Origin of the sequence: Rhodoferax sp. (assembly GCF_023701345.1) — a bacterium.
Classification (GTDB): domain Bacteria; phylum Pseudomonadota; class Gammaproteobacteria; order Burkholderiales; family Burkholderiaceae_C; genus Rhodoferax.
In genome coordinates this window covers 1-17,156 of sequence record NZ_JAMPXE010000070.1, presented here as the reverse complement: position 1 = coordinate 17,156, position 17,156 = coordinate 1, and the positions used below count along the sequence as shown (strand labels likewise).

Sequence of the window (17,156 nt, the reverse complement as noted above, 5' to 3'; positions counted from 1 at the left end):
GTATTCGACATAGTTTTTATACCTCAAGCGTGTGCAGCAACAGCCGGAATGTTGACCGTGACAGAACGACCTGCAGTGGCTGTCTTGATCGTGTTCCACAACATGATGACCATACCCGTCAGGTACAGCAGACCACCTGCCAAGCGAAGCACATAGAACGGATAACTGGCCTTGACTGACTCCACGAAGGTATAAGTCAGGGTGCCGTCCGGATTGATGGAGCGCCACATCAGGCCTTGCATCACGCCGGCAATCCAGAGCGCTGCAATGTAAAGCACGATGCCAATGGTGGCCATGTAGAAGTGAACCTCAATGGCTTTCACACTGAACATCTGTTTTTGGCCAAACAGACGCGGAATCAGGTAATACATGGATCCCATGGTGACCAGGCCAACCCAACCCAAGGCACCCGAGTGCACATGGCCCACGGTCCAGTCGGTGTAATGCGACAAGGCATTCACGGTCTTGATCGCCATCATCGGGCCTTCGAAGGTGGACATGCCATAGAACGACAGCGACACAATCAGAAAACGCAGGATCGGGTCATCGCGCAGCTTGTGCCAGGCGCCGGACAAGGTCATGATGCCGTTGATCATGCCACCCCAGCTCGGGGCCAGCAAAATCAGCGAAAACACCATGCCGACGGACTGGGTCCAATCAGGCAAAGCGGTGTAATGCAGGTGGTGCGGACCCGCCCACATGTAGGTAAAAATCAGCGCCCAGAAGTGAACGATGGAAAGACGGTAAGAATAGACCGGGCGACCTGCCTGCTTTGGAATAAAGTAGTACATCATGCCAAGAAAGCCCGCGGTCAGGAAGAAGCCCACCGCATTGTGGCCGTACCACCACTGCACCATGGCATCCTGCACACCCGCATAGGCCGAGTAGGACTTCATGTCCATGAGCGCCACCGGGATTGCCGCGCTGTTAACCAAGTGTAGCAAGGCAACGGCCAGAATGAAGGAACCAAAGAACCAGTTGGCCACATAAATGTGCTTGACCTTACGGGTTCCGACAGTGCCGAAGAAAACCAGGGCATAGGTCACCCACACCAGCGTGATCAGAATGTCGATGGGCCATTCCAGTTCTGCATATTCCTTGCCGGAGGTATAACCCAAAGGAAGCGAAATTGCAGCGAGCAAAATGACCAGTTGCCAGCCCCAAAAGGTAAAAGCAGCCAATTTGTCACTGAAGAGGCGCACCTGGCAGGTGCGTTGCACCACATAGTAAGAGGTGGCAAAGAGACCACAACCACCAAAGGCAAAGATGACGGCATTGGTATGCAATGGACGCAACCGTCCAAATGACAAATACGAAATACCAAAGTTGAGTTCGGGCCAGGCCAGTTGGGCGGCGATGATCACGCCAACCAGCATACCCACCACCCCCCACACCACAGTCATGATGGCAAACTGCCTTACAACCTTGTCGTTGTATGTTGTTGCCTGCGAATTTGCAAATGCCATGTTCACCTCTTTTCAATTTTTAGCGATGCAGTATGCACGAAGCATGACTGGCACCATTTGACTCAGATCAAGTTGTTACAAAAATACTTAACCATCCTTAAGAATCCGCTCGCCCTCTTTTTCCATATCATCAAATTGTCCACTGTAGATGGCCCACCAGATGCCGCCGATGATAAAAAACACCAAGACGACCGACAGAGGCACCAAAAAATACAGAATATCCATCAAATTTTCCGTTCAAACTGTGCGTCTTTTGACAAACGCAAGGCATTGACAACCACCAACAAGGAACTGCTGGCCATACCCAGGCCAGCCAGCCAGGCCGGAAGCAGACCAAAAACAGCCAGTGGCACGCAGACCGCGTTATAGATGGCTGCCCAGCTTAAATTTTGCCTCACGATGGTCAGCGTGCGTCGGGACAGTGAAAGTGCATCGACCACATTCGTCAAGCGGCCGCCTGAAACCAGAAAATCTGCCTGGGCTTGTGCCAGTGGTACGGCCTGACCAAAGGCAAAGGAGACATGCGCACCAGCCAGCACCGGACCGTCGTTCAAGCCATCGCCAACAACAGCAACCTTATGGCCCTGGACTTGCGATTGACGTAAAAAATCAAGCTTGTCCTGTGGCGAACAGTTCCCCCGGACTTCACTGATGCCCACTTTCTCAGCCACCCGCAGCGCCGCGTCACTGGCATCGCCAGACAACAAATACACACGGATGCCAGCGCGCTGCAAGGCCGCCACCGTTTCCCGGGCATCCTGACGAATATCCTCCTGAAACTCAAAGCTGGCCAGCCAGCCCGCAGCGTCACTCAGGTGAACCTGTAATGCGCTGGTATTGGCCGGCGCCACATCACAAAAACTGGCCGACCCGAGGCGCAGGACAAAACTCGTCCCTGCCCCATGTGCCGAACTCACCTCGGCGCGCACCCCCTGCCCCGCCTGTTCTGTTAACTGCACCACGTGCCAGTGTTCTGTGGCATCAGCCAGGCCGGCAGCGGCAACCAAGGCCCTGGAGAGCGGATGCAAGGAATGCTGCGCCAACGCTGCCGCCAGGGCCAGCGCCTGTTGCTGCGCCATCCCTTGCCGAACATGGATTTGATTCACCACCATGGCATCGCGCGTCAGGGTGCCTGTTTTGTCAAACATCACGGTATCCACAGCAGCCAAAGACTCAAAGGCATCCAGGCGTCGCACCAACACGCCGCGCCTGGCCAAGGCACCGGCGGCTGACAGCATGGCGGCGGGCGTTGCCAATGACAGCGCACAGGGGCAGGTGACGATCAGCACGGAGACTGCCACCATTAGCGCGCGCTCGGGATCGGTCTGCCACCAGTAGGCGCAGGCCAGGCCGGCGGCCAGCAACACCCCGATCAAAAAAGGCTTGGCGATGGTGTCGGCCAGCCGTGCCAAGGCGGGTTTGCTGGTGGAGGCGCTTTCCATCAAATTGACTATTTGGGCAAAACGCGTTTGCGCACCCACCCGATCAACCCGCATTTGCACCATGGCAGACAGGTTGTGGCTGCCCGAGATGACCTCATCGCCCACCTGGCGTGTCAGTGGACGGGATTCACCGGTCAACAAGGCCTCATCCACCGAGGTATGCCCCTGCAACAACACGCCATCAGCAGGAAAAGCTTCACCAGGCAAGACTCGCACCACATCGCCGGCTTGCAGCCGCCTCACAGGAACGCGTTCAAACTGCCCATCGGACTTGCAGCGCAACACACTGTCCGGCAAACGGTTCATCAGGGTTTCCAGTGCGCCTGCCGTCCTGTCACGCAGGCGCAACTCAAGCCAGCGCCCCGCCAGCAGGAAAAACACAAACATGGTCAGCGAATCAAAGAACACCTCGTGACCAAAAATTCCGGCAGGGTCAAAGGTCCCGGCGCTGCTGACCAAAAAAGTAATCAACATGCCCAGCGCCACCGGCAGGTCCATGCTGATGCGTCGATGCAGCACATCTTGCCAGGCATTGCTGAAAAAAGGCCCGCATGAGAAAAAAATCACCGGCAAGGTCAGCACCCAGGAGGCCCAGCGCAGCAATTGCTCCAGTTCCGGGGTCAAATCACCGGGTTGGGCCACGTAGGCCGGGTAGGCATACATCATGACCTGCATCATGCACAAGCCGGCGACCATCATGCGCCACAGTGCCTTGCGCGACTCGGCCAGCCGACGCGCGCGGGCAAAGGCATCATTGGCCGGTAGTGCCCGGTAGCCCGCTGCAAGCACCGCCTGCATCCAGCCGGAAGGCGCTACCGTCGCTGACTCCCAAACCACCTTGGCGCGGTGACTGCCGGCGCTGACCTCGACATTGCGCACGCCCGGCACTTTTTGCAGGGCATCTTCAATGGTCAGGGCACAGGCAGCGCAGTGCATGCCTTCGATCATGACGTTGGACTCCCAGCACCCGGGCTGCTGCGCCACGGGTCGACTAAAGGCAGTCCATTCCTGTTCGTCATCGAGCAGCGCCAGCGCGGCCTCCAATTTTGTTACTTCAGGCTTGGGTTCATCAAAAGACGGGAGACTGGACATCAAAAGCGACATGAGAGTGAGGTTAACTGACGAAGCTGTAATCTACCTGACATTTATCAATTTCAAGGAGTTGCGGCAGGGTGTATGCTGGCGCTTTCAACTTGCTGGAGAGACCATCATGTACGACAAAATTCTTCTGGCCACAGACGGCTCGACCTTGTCCAAGAAAGCGGTCACCAGTGCCATATCGCTCGCGGCCCTCACCGGTGCGAGCCTGGTTGCGCTGAAAGTGGTTCCCCGTTATCCCCAGAGTTATTTTGAAGGGGGTCTGGCATTGCAGGCGGCAGAAGTTGGCCGCATTGAAAAACAATGGTCCGAAGAGGGCCAGGTCGTGGTGGACGAGGTCAAGAAAACAGCAGAATCACAAGGTGTCAAGACACGCGCCCTGACCATCAAGTCCGATGTGGTGTCAGATGCCATCATTGCCACGGCGCGCAAGCACAAATGCGATTTGATCGTGATGGCGTCCCACGGTCGCAAAGGCGTCAAGCGCTTGCTGCTGGGCAGCGAGACCCAGCAGGTCCTGACCCATTCGCATATTCCTGTGCTGGTGTTGCGATAAGCCGGCCCGATCCATGCCATTCTGTTTGCCGGATGGCATGGCGGCTTCAACTGTATTGGGTGCGTAACAGATTCTTCTGCACCTTGCCCATGGCGTTGCGCGGCAAATCCGCCACCACATGGCATTGCTTGGGCACCTTGTAATTGGCCAGGCGCGCCTTGAGCGCGGCCAGAATCTGCCCCGCATCCAACTGCACACCGGGTCTGGCCACCACCACGGCCACACCCACCTCGCCAAAATCAGCATGCGGCACGCCCACCACCGCACTCTCGGCGACACCGGGCAGGTCATTGATAAAACTCTCCAGCTCTGCCGGATAGACGTTGTAGCCGCCGCTGATGATCAGGTCCTTGCTGCGCCCCACAATGGTCATATAACCCTTGGCATCGACCCGGCCCACATCCCCGGTCTTGAAAAACCCGTCGGTCGTGAACTCTTCGGCCGTTTTTTCAGGCATGCGCCAGTAACCGGCAAACACATTGGGGCCTTTCACCTGGATGTCGCCGATCTCACCGCTTGCCAGCACGGCATCCTGCCCGTCCACCACCCGCAAACTCACCCCCGGCAGCGGCAGGCCGACGGTGCCACCGCGGCGCTCGCCCTGGTAGGGGTTGGAGGTCAGCATGATGGTCTCACTCATGCCGTAGCGCTCCAGGATGGTGTGACCGGTGCGATCCTGCCAGGTCTTGAAAGTATCCAGCAGCAAGGGGGCAGAGCCCGAAATGAACAGCCGCATGTGCCGCGCTGCACTTTTATTCAACCCCGGTTCAGCCAGCAGGCGCGCATACAAAGTCGGCACGCCCATGAACACGGTGGCATGCGGCAAGTGCCGCAACACCACTTTGGGGTCGAATTTGGCCAGCCAGATCATCTTGCTGCCGTTGATGAGCGCGCCATGGATCGCCACAAACAAGCCGTGCACATGAAAAATGGGCAGGGCATGAATCAGCACATCGCCGCCTTGCTGCGGGCTGCGCCAGCCCCAACAATCTTTCAACACCAGCGCGTTGCTCAGCATATTGCAGTGCGTCAACATGGCGCCCTTGGAGCGCCCCGTGGTGCCACTGGTGTAAATGATGACCGCCAGGTCATCGGACTGTTTGGATACCACGGCATGTTGATCTGAGGCATGGGCAGCGCGCTCCAGCAGGGAGCCGGTGCGGTCGTCGTTCAGGGTGAAGACCCAGCGCGTGCCCGCCTTGAACGCCAGCGTGCTGACCCAGCCGAAGTTACGGGCATCACATACCACCACGGCAGGCTCGGCGTTGCCAAGAAAATAGTCAATTTCTGCGCTTTGGTAAGCGGTATTGAGCGGTAGAAAAACATAACCGGCGCGCAGCGTGGCCAGGTACAGCATCAACGCTTCCACCGACTTTTCAACCTGCACTGCAATGCGTGCGCCTTCCGGCAAGCCCAGTGACTGCAAAAAATTGGCCAGCATGGCGGTGCCGCGGTCAAGATCCCGCCAGCTGTAGTACTGCCCCGCATCGGTTTCGATGGCGGTTGCATCCAGATCAGCTGGAAAAGCCTGGCGCAAGTGCGCATAAAGATTGGCAGAAGCTTCAGGCACGGTGATTTCCTCTTGGATACCGGTAAATCGGGATGGGTTGCACGGGTGATCCGTCAAAACCTTGGCGGTCTTTTTTCCAGAAAAGCACTGATGCCCTCGCGTTGTTCGGCGCTGTCAGCATAGTCATAGGCCGTGGCCAGCAGGCTTGATGACGGATCAGAAACATAGGCACGAAGGGTCTGCTTGTTCAGGCGCGCGGCCTGCGGTGCCAACTCGCAAATACGCCGCACTGTCGCTTGCGCGACTGCGCTGACATCAACATCGGCCACGACACGATTCAAGAAACCGCGCTGCAGCATGTCTGTTGCACTGAAAACCGACGCTTCGAGGAGCATCTGGCGGGCCGTTGCCAGACCCGTTTCACGGGCGACCAAGGCCGCTTCACGCGGTGCCATCGGAAAGCCCAACCTGGCAATGGGCGCACCAAAGCGGGCTGATTGCGCCGCCAGACGGATATCGCAACAACTGGCGATCTCGACCCCGGCACCCATGCAGTTGCCTTCAATTTGCGCCACCATCGGAACATCACAAGTCAGCATGGCGCTCAGGGCGCCCCACACCTCCACCTCGTGGAACTCTCGCAAAGAGGCTTCATGAAATCTGAAACTGGCGTATTCCGAAATGTCGCCACCGGCACAAAAATGCGCGCCTGCCCCTGACACCAGCACACAGCGCACGTCGGTCATGCCCTGAATGCGCTCAAACACCGTTCTCAAGTCCCGCCACATGGCGCGTGACATGGCATTAAAGCGCTTGGGGTAGCTGAGCGTGACGTGCACCACGCCATCGAACTGTTCAAACCTGATTTTTGCCGGCATGTTGATGTGGAGTCAAACGCTACTCGTCGCTCAGTGTGACAAGCTGTTTCTGCCTTATTGACGAGACTGTGCGCCAGCCCACCACCACAAACCCAGACCGCCCACGATCATTGGCACACACAGCCACTGTCCCATGCTCATCCCGAGTGACAACAGCCCCAGGTGGGCATCGGGCTCACGGAAAAATTCGGCAATAAACCGGAATACGCCATACCCCAGCAGGAACATGGCTGCCACCTGGCCCTGGGCACGTTCTTTACGGGCATACAACCACAGCAAGACAAACAGCAGCAGGCCTTCCAGCAAAAACTGGTACACCTGCGACGGGTGGCGCGGCAAATCACCAGCGCCCCTGAAAACCATGCCCCAAGGCAAATCCGGGTCGGCCACCCTGCCCCACAATTCACCATTGATGAAGTTGCCCACGCGCCCGGCGGCCAGACCCGTGGGGACACAGGGGGCCACAAAATCAGCCACCTGCAACCAAGGCCGCCGGCGGGAATGCGCGAACCAGAGCATGGCCACAACCACACCCAGCATGCCGCCATGAAAACTCATGCCCCCCTGCCATACCGCAAAGATTTCCAGCGGATGGGCGGCGTAATACAGCGGCTTGTAAAAAAGGCAATAACCCAGGCGACCGCCCAGCACCACGCCAACCACGCCAAGAAACAGTATGTCTTCCACATCCTGAGTTTTCCAGGCGTGTGCGCCCCTTATGGACGCAAATGGCGCATGGTGCAGCCGCAGCCGCCCCAGCCACACGAACAAACCAAAGGCGGCCAGGTAGGTCAGGCCATACCAATGAACGGCCAGCGGGCCGAGTTGCAGGGCAACAGGATTTATTTCAGGATGAATCAGCATGGGTTGCAGTGGCGCAAGCTGTTGCTGCGAATCAGTCTTCGAGCAGCGACAGGTCGCGCACGGCACCCTTGTCGGCGGACATCACCAGCTTGGCGTAGGCCTTGAGCGCGGCCGACACCTTGCGCGGGCGCGGCAGGGCGGGCTTCCAGCCCTTGGCGTCCTGCTCAAGGCGGCGTTGGGCCAGCTCTTCGTCGGACAACAGCACGTTGATGCTGCGGTTCGGAATGTCAATGCGGATCCGGTCGCCATTGCGCACCAGGCCGATGGCGCCGCCGGCAGCCGCTTCCGGCGAGGCGTGGCCAATCGACAGGCCCGAGGTGCCGCCGGAAAAGCGGCCATCGGTCAGCAGCGCGCAGGCTTTGCCCAGGCCCTTGGACTTGATGTAGCTTGTGGGGTAGAGCATTTCCTGCATGCCCGGGCCGCCCTTGGGGCCCTCGTAGCGCACGATCACCACGTCGCCGGCCTTGACCTTGTCCGCCAAAATCTGTGCCACCGCTTCGTCCTGCGACTCGGTCACAAAGGCCGAGCCCTCGAACACCAGAATCGATTCGTCCACGCCAGCGGTTTTGACCACGCAGCCGTCCACCGCGATGTTGCCGTGCAGCACGGCCAGGCCACCTTCCTGCGAGAAGGCATGGGTGCCGGAGCGGATGCAGCCCTCGGCGCGGTCCAGGTCCAGGCTCGGCCAGCGACTGGCCTGGCTGAACGCCACCTGGGTGGGGATGCCCCCCGGGCCGGCCATGTAGAAGGTCTTGACGGCGTCCGACGGGTTGCGCGCGATATCCCAGGCGTCGAGCGCGTCTTTCATGCTCTTGGCATGCACCGTGGGCACATCGGTGTGCAGCTTGCCGGCGCGGTCCAGCTCACCCAGGATGGCCATGATGCCGCCGGCGCGGTGCACGTCTTCAATGTGGTATTTGTTGGTGTTGGGGGCCACCTTGCACAGCTGCGGCACGTGGCGCGACAGGCGGTCGATGTCGGCCATGGTGAAGTTGATTTCGGCTTCCTGCGCGATGGCCAGGATGTGCAGGATGGTGTTGGTGGAGCCGCCCATGGCAATGTCGAGCGTGATGGCGTTCTCGAAGGCCTTGAAGCCCATGGAACGCGGTAGCACCGACGCGTCGTCTTGCTCGTAGTAGCGCTGGCACAGTTCCACCACCAGGCGACCGGCACGCTTGAACAATTGCTCGCGGTCGGCATGCGTGGCCACCACGGTGCCGTTGCCGGGCAGGGACAGGCCCAGCGCTTCGGTCAGGCAGTTCATCGAGTTGGCTGTGAACATGCCCGAACAGGAACCGCAGGTGGGGCAGGCCGAGCGCTCCACCTCGGCCAGATCGGCGTCGCTCACCTTGTCGTCCACCGCCATCACCATGGCGTCCACCAAATCGAGTTTCTTGAACTCCATCACTTGGGTTTGCGGGTTGGCCAGCTTGACCTTGCCGGCCTCCATCGGGCCGCCGGAAACAAACACCACCGGGATGTTCAGCCGCATGGCCGCCATCAGCATGCCGGGGGTGATCTTGTCGCAATTCGAGATGCACACCATGGCGTCGGCGCAATGCGCATTCACCATGTACTCGACCGAGTCGGCAATGATGTCGCGGCTCGGCAGCGAATACAGCATGCCGTCGTGGCCCATGGCAATACCATCGTCAACAGCGATGGTATTGAACTCCTTGGCAACGCCGCCAGCAGCCTCGATCTCGCGCGCCACCAGCTGCCCCAAATCCTTCAGGTGCACATGACCCGGGACAAACTGCGTGAACGAGTTGACCACGGCGATGATGGGTTTGCTGAAATCATCGTCCTTCATGCCAGTGGCGCGCCAGAGCGAGCGTGCTCCAGCCATGTTGCGACCAGCGGTGGATGTTTTGGAGAGGTATGCGGGCATGGTGTTCTGTGTCAGTGAATGAATGGAGGCAATGCGATAACAGGCTGGGAATTATCTACCACCGTTACGCTAGGCATCAAGCAAGGTCTGTATTCCCGCAATAGCTGAAATGTCGCGATCAAGTCGCGAGGTCACGTTATATCAGCGGTGTCTTTTTTGCGTAGAGGAGTTCAGTGCGTCCTTGGTCCGCTGACGGCGCTCAGCGACTCTTTTTTCTTCTAGCTCCATCGCCTTGCGTTTGGTGTAGCCCGAGGCATCGGCCCAGGCCCACCAGACGACGGCCAATACAAACGGCGACAGCACCCACCACCAGGACCAATCGGCAACCGGCCCGATGGCCAGATATTTCAGCAGCATTAAAACGATACCCAAACCCAGCAAATACATAGTCGCCTTTCATACCGTGAGATTGAACCCATTGCAACACGGTCTAACCATGCTAACTACAATGGCACGAAACAGACTCTAACCCATCTTTTCAAAGGACTCCTGCATGAAGCGTACTCTTTTTGCCGTGCTCGCCACTGTTTTTGTGGCGGTACCCGCAATGGCAGACCAGGCCTTGGCACAAAAGAAGAACTGCATGGCTTGCCACGCCGTTGAAAAAAAGGTCGTCGGTCCGGCCTACAAGGATGTCGCCAAAAAATACGCCGGGCAAAACGTGGAAGCCAAACTGGTGGCCAAGATCAAACAGGGCGGCTCGGGCGTTTGGGGTGCCATTCCCATGCCGGCCAATCCTCAGGTCAGTGACGCCGAGGCCAAGCAATTGGCTTCCTGGGTGTTGTCGCTCAAATAAGCCATTTCGCCCACCATTGAAAAAGCCCGCCATGGCGGGCTTTTTCATGCAAGCCTGACTGGCTCAGTAAGCTTGGCCCAACTGACCCAGAATGGCCGGATTTTCCAGCGTCGACGTATCCTGGGTGATGTCTTCTCCCTTGGCCAGCGAACGCAGCAGACGGCGCATGATTTTGCCGGAACGGGTTTTGGGCAGGTTTTCACCAAAACGGATGTCCTTGGGCTTGGCAATCGGGCCAATTTCCTTGGCCACCCAGTCACGCAATTCCTTGGCGATTTGCTTGGCTTCATCACCTGTCGGCACACCGCGCTTCAACACCACAAAGGCGCAAATCGCTTCACCCGTCAGGTCGTCCGGCCGGCCCACCACGGCGGCTTCAGCCACCAGGTCGGTCTTGGCCACCAGCGCGGATTCAATCTCCATGGTGCCCATGCGGTGACCCGACACGTTCAGCACGTCATCAATGCGGCCGGTGATGCGGAAGTAACCGCGGTCGATACTGCGTACCGCGCCGTCGCCCGCGAGGTAATAGGTGCCGCCCATTTCTGCCGGGAAATAGCTGTTTTTGAAGCGTTCAGGGTCATTCCAGATGGTGCGGATCATCGACGGCCAGGGGCGTTTGACCACCAGCATGCCGCCCGAACCGTTGGGCACATCATGTCCGGCTTCGTCGACGATGGCGGCCATGATGCCGGGCAGTGGCAGGGTGCAGCTACCGGGCACCAGCGGCGTCGCGCCTGGCAGCGGTGTGATCATGTGGCCGCCGGTTTCGGTCTGCCAGAAGGTGTCCACGATCGGGCACTTTTCGTGACCGATGTTTTTGTAGTACCACATCCAGGCTTCCGGGTTGATCGGCTCACCCACGGTGCCAAGAATGCGCAGGCTCGACAGATCCGAGCGGTCGGGATGCACTTTTTCATCACTCTCGGCTGACTTGATCAGCGAGCGGATGGCGGTGGGCGCAGTGTAGAAAATGCTGCACTTGTGGCGCTCGATCATTTGCCAGAAACGGCCGGCGTTCGGGAAGGTCGGGATGCCCTCAAAAATGATCTGGGTGGCACCCGCCGCCAGCGGTCCATAAGCCACATAGGCGTGGCCGGTGATCCAGCCGATGTCTGCCGTGCACCAGAAAATGTCATCGGCACGCAAGTCAAAGGTCCAGTCCATGGTCAGCTTGGACCACAGCACAAAGCCGCCGGTAGAGTGCTGCACGCCCTTGGGCTTGCCAGTGGAACCCGAAGTAAAGAGGATGAACAAGGGGTGCTCGGCACCCACCATGACCGGTGCGCACTCGGTGCTTTGCCCGGCCAGCGCCTCGGTGAAGCTGATGTCACGGCCCGCCACCATGTTGCAGGGGCTGGTGGTGCGCTCAAACACAAACACGGTCTTGATCGACTCGCAGCCACCCAGGCCCAGGCCTTCGTCCACAATGCCCTTGAGCGGCAACTGCTTGCCGCCACGCATCTGGAAGTTGGCGGTCACCACGGCCACGGCGCCGGCGTCAATAATGCGCTCCTGCAAGGCCTTGGCGGAAAAGCCGCCGAACACCACGCTGTGGGTGGCGCCAATACGGGCACAGGCCTGCATGGCAATCACGCCTTCCAGGGTCATGGGCATGTAGATCAAAACGCGGTCACCCTTCTGGATGCCCTTGGCCTTGAGCGCATTGGCAAACTGGGAGACTTTGGCCAGCAATTCTTTGTAGGTGGTTTTGGTGACTGCACCGTCGTCGGCCTCAAAAATCACGGCAACCTTGTTTTCGTTGGGCGTCCCCATGTGTTTGTCAAGGCAGTTGGCCGAGGCATTGAGCTCACCATCATCAAACCACTTGTAGAAAGGCGCATTGGACTCGTCCAGCGTTTTTGTAAAAGGCTTGTTCCAGACCACGTTTTCACGTGCCAGACGGGCCCAGAAGCCCTCAAAGTCATTTTCAGCTTCAGCGCACAAGGCGTTGTAGGCGTCCATGCCCGAAATACGGGCCGCCTTGACGGTGGCCTCGCTGGGCGGAAAAACACGGTTTTCAACCAACATGGATTCAACAGCAGTTGTGGGTGTAGTCACGGATAAGTCTCCTCTAGTTAAACAAAGTTCGCCCGATAATGTCACGGCTGGCACTTACAGGCCACTGACTGTCACGGGCCTGACAAGCCGCCCTCCTAAAATCAATCCGACCAAACTTTAATCCAATCAAAATGAACCTGCCTGTCACACCGCCAAGCCGCCCGCTGCGCCCTATTCCCCGTCTCATTTTTGCCAGCCGCTGGCTGCAATTGCCGCTGTACTTGGGCCTGATCCTGGCGCAAGCGGTGTACGTTTTTCACTTCTGGGTGGAGCTGGTGCATTTGCTCGAAGCGGCTTTTGGCAGCCAGACGGCGTTGCAGGCACTGATCAACGGCATTGGCTACAAGACCGACGTGCCCATCACGCAGCTCAACGAAACCGTCATCATGCTGGTGGTGTTGGCGCTGATTGATGTGGTCATGATCTCCAACCTGTTGATCATGGTGATTGTGGGTGGTTATGAAACCTTTGTCAGCCGTCTGAACCTGGAAGGCCACCAAGACCAACCCGAGTGGCTGGACCATGTGAATGCCTCGGTGCTCAAGGTCAAGCTGGCCACCGCCATCATCGGCATCAGCTCGATCCACCTGCTCAAGACCTTCATCAATGCCGCCAATTACACCGACAAGGTGCTGATCGCGCAAACGGTCATCCACATCGCATTCCTGTTCTCGGCCATGGCCATCGCCTACACCGACCGGCTGATGTCGCACCCGCCGGCAGCGCCGCACTGAGGGTTTTTCTCAGGCTGCTGGCTGGTGCGCCAGCGCCATCACCTGCTCAGGCGGCAGTGCCTTGAGTTTGTGATCGCTCCAAACCTGACGCCAACGCCGCGCACCCGGCAAACCATGGCGCAAGCCCAACATGTGCCGGGCAATGGTTTGCCAGGGCGTGCCGAACCGGGCGGCCTGCTGGTTCATGTAGGCCACCATCTGCAACTCGATGGCTTCGCGCGTCTGGCTGGCCTGACCGGCATCGGTAAAAAACTGCTGGTCCCATTCGCTGAGCCACCACGGGTTGTGGTACGCCTCACGGCCCAGCATGACGCCGTCCACTTGCTGCAGGTGCTGCGCCACCTGGGCCGTCTGTGTGATGCCGCCATTGATGACAAATTCAAGCGCCGGAAAATCCTGTTTGAGCCGGTACACCGCCTCATAGCGCAGCGGCGGTATCTCGCGGTTGTCCTTGGGGCTCAGCCCCTGCAGCCAGGCGTTGCGCGCATGCACAATGAAAGTGCGGCAACCGGCCAGGCTCAGCGTGCCGACAAAGTCGCGCACAAAGTCATAACTCTCGGTTTTGTCGATGCCAATGCGGTGCTTCACCGTGACCGGGATCGACACCGCGTCCAGCATGGCTTTCACGCCGTCAGCCACCAAAACCGGCTCGCGCATCAGGCAGGCACCGAAGGCGCCGCGCTGCACCCGCTCGCTGGGGCAGCCGCAATTCAGGTTCACTTCGCTGTAACCCCAGTCTTCGGCCATGCGCGCACACTGGGCCAGCTCAAAGGGCTCGCTGCCACCCAGTTGCAGCGCCAGTGGCAGCTCTGCCGCATTGAAATCCAGATGGCGCGCCCGGTCGCCGTGAATGAGGGCACCGGTGGTCACCATTTCACTGTAAAGCAGGGCCTGGCGCGACAGCAGGCGATGAAAGTAACGACAGTGCCTGTCGGTCCAGTCCAACATGGGCGCAACGCAGATTTTGTGGCTGATCACAGAAGTTTCAAGGCTTGGGTTCAAAGGGTCCGATTTTCCCCTGCTTCCGGCCAGCCAAGCGCGGCATCGGCCTGAAACACTTATAAAAAACGGTTCTTGTTCGCAATGGGATAATTTGCAGCATGACGATCACCTACAAAGACTCCGAAGGCATTGCCGGCATGCGCGTCGCCGGCCGCCTGACCGCCGAACTGCTGGACTATCTGGCCCCATTTGTGAAGCCCGGTGTCACCACCAACGAACTCGACCGCCTGGCCGAAGACTACACCACGCAAGTGCTGGGAGCGATCTCGGCACCCCTGAACTATGCGCCAGGCGGCCACAACCCCTACCCCAAATCCATTTGCACCTCGATCAACCACCAGGTCTGCCACGGCATTCCCAACGACAAGCCGCTCAAAAAAGGCGACATCGTCAATATCGATGTGACCGTCATCAAGGACGGCTGGCACGGCGACTCCAGCCGCATGTACATGGTGGGCGACGTCTCGGTGGCCGCCCGGCGACTGTGCAAACTTACCTATGAAGCCATGTGGAAAGGCATCATGAAGGTGCGCGACGGCGCCTACCTGGGTGACATCGGCCATGCCATCCAGACCTTTGCCGAGGGTCACGGCCTGAGTGTCGTGCGCGAGTATTGCGGCCACGGCATTGGTCGGAACTTTCATGAAGATCCGCAGATCCTGCACTACGGCAAGCCCGGCACCCTGGAGCAGCTCAAGGCCGGCATGACCATCACCATCGAGCCGATGCTCAATGTCGGGCGCAAGGAGATCAAGGCGCTCGGTGACGGCTGGACCATCGTCACCAAAGACCACTCCCTGTCGGCGCAGTGGGAACACACCGTGCTGGTCACTCCAACCGGTTATGAGGTCCTGACCCTGTCCGCCAACAGTCCGGCGATCCCTGACTTTGTCAAACCCGCAACGCCCGCAGTCACCCTGTCAGTGCCCTGATTTGTAATTTTTTAATGGCGTGTGACCCATGACAGAAATAAAAGCGCTGCGCAAAGAATTCCGTGCCAAAAAAGCGGCGCTGTTGCAATCGCTGGCAGAAGGCAGCCGTAGCGCGCGCAGCGTGGGCAGCACACTGGGCAAGCTGGCAAAGCTGGCCGATCAAACCCTGGTAAGCCTTTGGCAGCACGCGGCCTTTCCGCCGTCGCTGGCCCTGGCCGCCGTGGGCGGTTATGGTCGCGGCGAATTGTTTCCGTATTCGGATGTGGATGTGCTGGTCCTGCTGCCTGATGCCGTTCAGCTGGAGCATGACGCTGACCTCAAAACCCGCCTTGAGGGTTTTATTGGCAGTTGTTGGGACACGGGCCTTGAAATCGGCTCCAGTGTGCGCTCGGTGGCCGACTGCCTCAACGAGGCGCGCCAGGATGTCACCGTGCAAACTTCCCTGCTGGAGTCGCGCCTGATCACCGGCAATGCAGCCGTTTATGACCAGTTCAGGCAGCAATTTGTCGCTGCCATCGACCCCCATGCTTTTTTTGTCGCCAAAACCCTGGAGCTGCACCAGCGCCACAACAAGTTTGACAACACCCCTTATGCGCTGGAGCCCAACTGCAAGGAATCACCCGGCGGCCTGCGTGACCTGCAGGTGATCCTGTGGGTGGCCAAGGCGGCGGGCCTGGGCAGCAACTGGAACGAACTCGCCAAAAACGGCCTGGCCACGGCCTTTGAAGTCCAGCAAATCAAACGCAATGAAGCCCTGCTCTGGCTCATTCGAACCCGCTTGCACCTGATTGCCAAACGGCGCGAAGACCGGCTGATTTTTGACATGCAAAACGCGGTGGCGCAGGCCTTTGGCTTTGAAGCCCCGCCCGCTTCGGCGGACAAGCGTTCATTCGTTCGCCCCAGCGAGGCGCTCATGAAACGTTACTACTGGGCCGCCAAGGCCGTGACCCAGCTCAGCCAGATTTTGTTGCTCAACATCGAAGAGCGCCTGAGCCCCAGCACCCATGAACCGCGCCCCATCAATGCCCGTTTTTCCGACAAGGCGGGCATGGTCGAAGTGGTCAGTGACGACCTTTACCGGCGTGAGCCCCATGCCATCCTCGAAACTTTCCTGGTGTTCCAGACCGCCGGCATGAATGGTTTGTCGGCGCGCACGCTGCGGGCGCTGTACAACGCCCGTGACCTGATGAACGGCGCGTTCCGCAATGACCCGGTCAACCGCGCCACCTTCATGCAGATTCTGCAGCAACGCAGCGGCATTACCCATGCCATGCGGTTGATGAACCAGACCTCGGTCCTGGGGCGCTACCTGTGGGCGTTTCGCAAAATCGTCGGGCAAATGCAGCATGACCTGTTCCATGTCTATACCGTGGACCAGCATGTGCTGATGGTGCTGCGCAACGTGCGGCGTTTTTTCATTGTCGAACACGCGCACGAGTACCCGTTTTGCTCGCAACTGGCGAGCGGCTGGGACCGGCCCTGGGTGCTGTATGTGGCGGCCCTGTTCCACGACATCGCCAAGGGCCGCGGCGGCGACCACTCCCAACTGGGCGAAATCGAAGCACGGCGCTTTTGCAAGCAGCACGACGTGACCCGGGAAAGCACTGAACTCATCGCCTTTATCGTGCGCGAGCACCTGACCATGAGCCGCGTGGCCCAGAAAACCGACCTCAGCGACCCCGATGTGATTGCGGCCTTTGCCAAACGGGTCGGCAACGAGCGCTACCTGACCGCGCTCTACCTGTTCACCGTGGCCGACATTCGTGGCACCTCGCCGAAGGTCTGGAACGCCTGGAAAGGCAAGCTGCTCGAAGACCTCTACCGCCTGACGCTGCGCGTGCTTGGCGGCCACACGGCCGACCCGCATGTCGAAGTCGAAACCCGCAAGCGCGAGGCCCTGATCCAGCTGGCCTTGCACGCCCAACC

Annotated in this window: 15 protein-coding genes; 5 read left to right on the top strand and 10 right to left on the bottom strand. The window is 59.1% G+C overall.

Annotated features, from left to right (window positions below):
- Window positions 1-23 precede the first annotated feature (23 nt).
- From ccoN to NDI87_RS10735, 3 genes are all read right to left on the bottom strand, one after another.
- Window positions 24-1,466 (bottom strand): cytochrome-c oxidase, cbb3-type subunit I, encoded by a 1,443-nt coding sequence (gene ccoN, locus NDI87_RS10745; RefSeq protein WP_296275207.1) that lies wholly within the window; start codon window positions 1,464-1,466, stop codon window positions 24-26.
- Between the two features lie 87 nt (window positions 1,467-1,553).
- Window positions 1,554-1,691 carry a cbb3-type cytochrome oxidase assembly protein CcoS gene (ccoS, locus tag NDI87_RS10740; RefSeq protein ID WP_296159267.1) on the bottom strand — a complete coding sequence of 46 codons (138 nt, stop codon included), beginning with the start codon at window positions 1,689-1,691 and terminating at the stop codon, window positions 1,554-1,556.
- Complete coding sequence (locus tag NDI87_RS10735) at window positions 1,691-4,000, bottom strand: cation-translocating P-type ATPase (RefSeq protein ID WP_296275208.1); 2,310 nt, start codon at window positions 3,998-4,000, stop codon at window positions 1,691-1,693. Before NDI87_RS10735 ends, ccoS begins: the two co-directional genes overlap by 1 nt.
- Before the next feature lie 118 nt (window positions 4,001-4,118).
- Here NDI87_RS10735 and NDI87_RS10730 point away from each other — a divergent pair, with 118 nt between their 5' ends.
- Window positions 4,119-4,562, top strand: coding sequence for a universal stress protein (locus NDI87_RS10730; protein WP_296275206.1), 444 nt, complete (start codon window positions 4,119-4,121; stop codon window positions 4,560-4,562).
- Between the two features lie 46 nt (window positions 4,563-4,608).
- Here the strand turns inward: NDI87_RS10730 and NDI87_RS10725 are convergent, their stop codons facing one another.
- The 5 genes from NDI87_RS10725 to NDI87_RS10705 all read right to left on the bottom strand — a co-directional run bounded on the left by NDI87_RS10725 (window position 4,609) and on the right by NDI87_RS10705 (window position 10,092).
- Window positions 4,609-6,132, bottom strand: coding sequence for a malonyl-CoA synthase (locus tag NDI87_RS10725; protein WP_296275205.1), 1,524 nt, complete (start codon window positions 6,130-6,132; stop codon window positions 4,609-4,611).
- A 53-nt stretch (window positions 6,133-6,185) separates the two neighbouring features.
- Window positions 6,186-6,950: an enoyl-CoA hydratase/isomerase family protein gene (locus NDI87_RS10720; RefSeq protein WP_296275204.1), complete on the bottom strand. Its 765-nt coding sequence runs from the start codon at window positions 6,948-6,950 to the stop codon at window positions 6,186-6,188.
- A 54-nt stretch (window positions 6,951-7,004) separates the two neighbouring features.
- Window positions 7,005-7,814 carry a prolipoprotein diacylglyceryl transferase gene (gene lgt, locus NDI87_RS10715; protein WP_296275203.1) on the bottom strand — a complete coding sequence of 270 codons (810 nt, stop codon included), beginning with the start codon at window positions 7,812-7,814 and terminating at the stop codon, window positions 7,005-7,007.
- Between the two features lie 31 nt (window positions 7,815-7,845).
- Window positions 7,846-9,705, bottom strand: coding sequence for a dihydroxy-acid dehydratase (gene ilvD / locus NDI87_RS10710; protein ID WP_296275202.1), 1,860 nt, complete (start codon window positions 9,703-9,705; stop codon window positions 7,846-7,848).
- Window positions 9,706-9,846: 141 nt separating this feature from the next.
- Entirely contained in the window at window positions 9,847-10,092 is a 246-nt protein-coding gene (locus tag NDI87_RS10705) for a TIGR04438 family Trp-rich protein (RefSeq protein ID WP_296275201.1), read from the bottom strand.
- A gap of 106 nt (window positions 10,093-10,198) precedes the next feature.
- On the opposite strand from NDI87_RS10705, the gene NDI87_RS10700 reads away from it, so the two are divergent.
- Entirely contained in the window at window positions 10,199-10,501 is a 303-nt protein-coding gene (locus tag NDI87_RS10700; RefSeq protein ID WP_296275200.1) for a c-type cytochrome, read from the top strand.
- Window positions 10,502-10,564: 63 nt separating this feature from the next.
- Here the strand turns inward: NDI87_RS10700 and acs are convergent, their stop codons facing one another.
- Window positions 10,565-12,562, bottom strand: a complete 1,998-nt coding sequence (gene acs / locus NDI87_RS10695) for an acetate--CoA ligase (RefSeq protein WP_296275199.1) — start codon at window positions 12,560-12,562, stop codon at window positions 10,565-10,567.
- A 131-nt stretch (window positions 12,563-12,693) separates the two neighbouring features.
- Between acs and NDI87_RS10690 the strand changes: the two genes are divergently transcribed.
- Window positions 12,694-13,296, top strand: coding sequence for a YqhA family protein (locus NDI87_RS10690; RefSeq protein ID WP_296275198.1), 603 nt, complete (start codon window positions 12,694-12,696; stop codon window positions 13,294-13,296).
- Window positions 13,297-13,305: 9 nt separating this feature from the next.
- Here the strand turns inward: NDI87_RS10690 and dusA are convergent, their stop codons facing one another.
- Window positions 13,306-14,274 (bottom strand): tRNA dihydrouridine(20/20a) synthase DusA, encoded by a 969-nt coding sequence (gene dusA / locus NDI87_RS10685; RefSeq protein ID WP_296275197.1) that lies wholly within the window; start codon window positions 14,272-14,274, stop codon window positions 13,306-13,308.
- Window positions 14,275-14,396: 122 nt separating this feature from the next.
- On the opposite strand from dusA, the gene map reads away from it, so the two are divergent.
- Together map and NDI87_RS10675 are read left to right on the top strand one after the other, a co-directional pair.
- A complete protein-coding gene (gene map, locus NDI87_RS10680; RefSeq protein WP_296275196.1) occupies window positions 14,397-15,230 on the top strand; it encodes a type I methionyl aminopeptidase in 834 nt (277 codons plus the stop codon).
- 28 nt (window positions 15,231-15,258) lie between these two features.
- Window positions 15,259-17,156 (top strand): [protein-PII] uridylyltransferase (locus tag NDI87_RS10675; protein ID WP_296275195.1); only part of this gene is annotated, 1,898 nt, incomplete at its 3' end.

Bases quoted from the DNA above. Each gene is read 5' to 3' on its own strand.
- ccoS (WP_296159267.1), bottom strand. From the start codon at position 1,691: ATGGATATTCTGTATTTTTTGGTGCCTCTGTCGGTCGTCTTGGTGTTT.
- NDI87_RS10720 (WP_296275204.1), bottom strand. From the start codon at position 6,950: ATGCCGGCAAAAATCAGGTTTGAACAGTTCGATGGCGTGGTGCACGTC.
- map (WP_296275196.1), top strand. From the start codon at position 14,397: ATGACGATCACCTACAAAGACTCCGAAGGCATTGCCGGCATGCGCGTC.
- NDI87_RS10690 (WP_296275198.1), top strand. From the start codon at position 12,694: ATGAACCTGCCTGTCACACCGCCAAGCCGCCCGCTGCGCCCTATTCCC.
- ccoN (WP_296275207.1), bottom strand. From the start codon at position 1,466: ATGGCATTTGCAAATTCGCAGGCAACAACATACAACGACAAGGTTGTA.
- NDI87_RS10700 (WP_296275200.1), top strand. From the start codon at position 10,199: ATGAAGCGTACTCTTTTTGCCGTGCTCGCCACTGTTTTTGTGGCGGTA.
- NDI87_RS10705 (WP_296275201.1), bottom strand. From the start codon at position 10,092: ATGTATTTGCTGGGTTTGGGTATCGTTTTAATGCTGCTGAAATATCTG.
- NDI87_RS10730 (WP_296275206.1), top strand. From the start codon at position 4,119: ATGTACGACAAAATTCTTCTGGCCACAGACGGCTCGACCTTGTCCAAG.
- ilvD (WP_296275202.1), bottom strand. From the start codon at position 9,705: ATGCCCGCATACCTCTCCAAAACATCCACCGCTGGTCGCAACATGGCT.
- lgt (WP_296275203.1), bottom strand. From the start codon at position 7,814: ATGCTGATTCATCCTGAAATAAATCCTGTTGCCCTGCAACTCGGCCCG.
- NDI87_RS10735 (WP_296275208.1), bottom strand. From the start codon at position 4,000: ATGTCCAGTCTCCCGTCTTTTGATGAACCCAAGCCTGAAGTAACAAAA.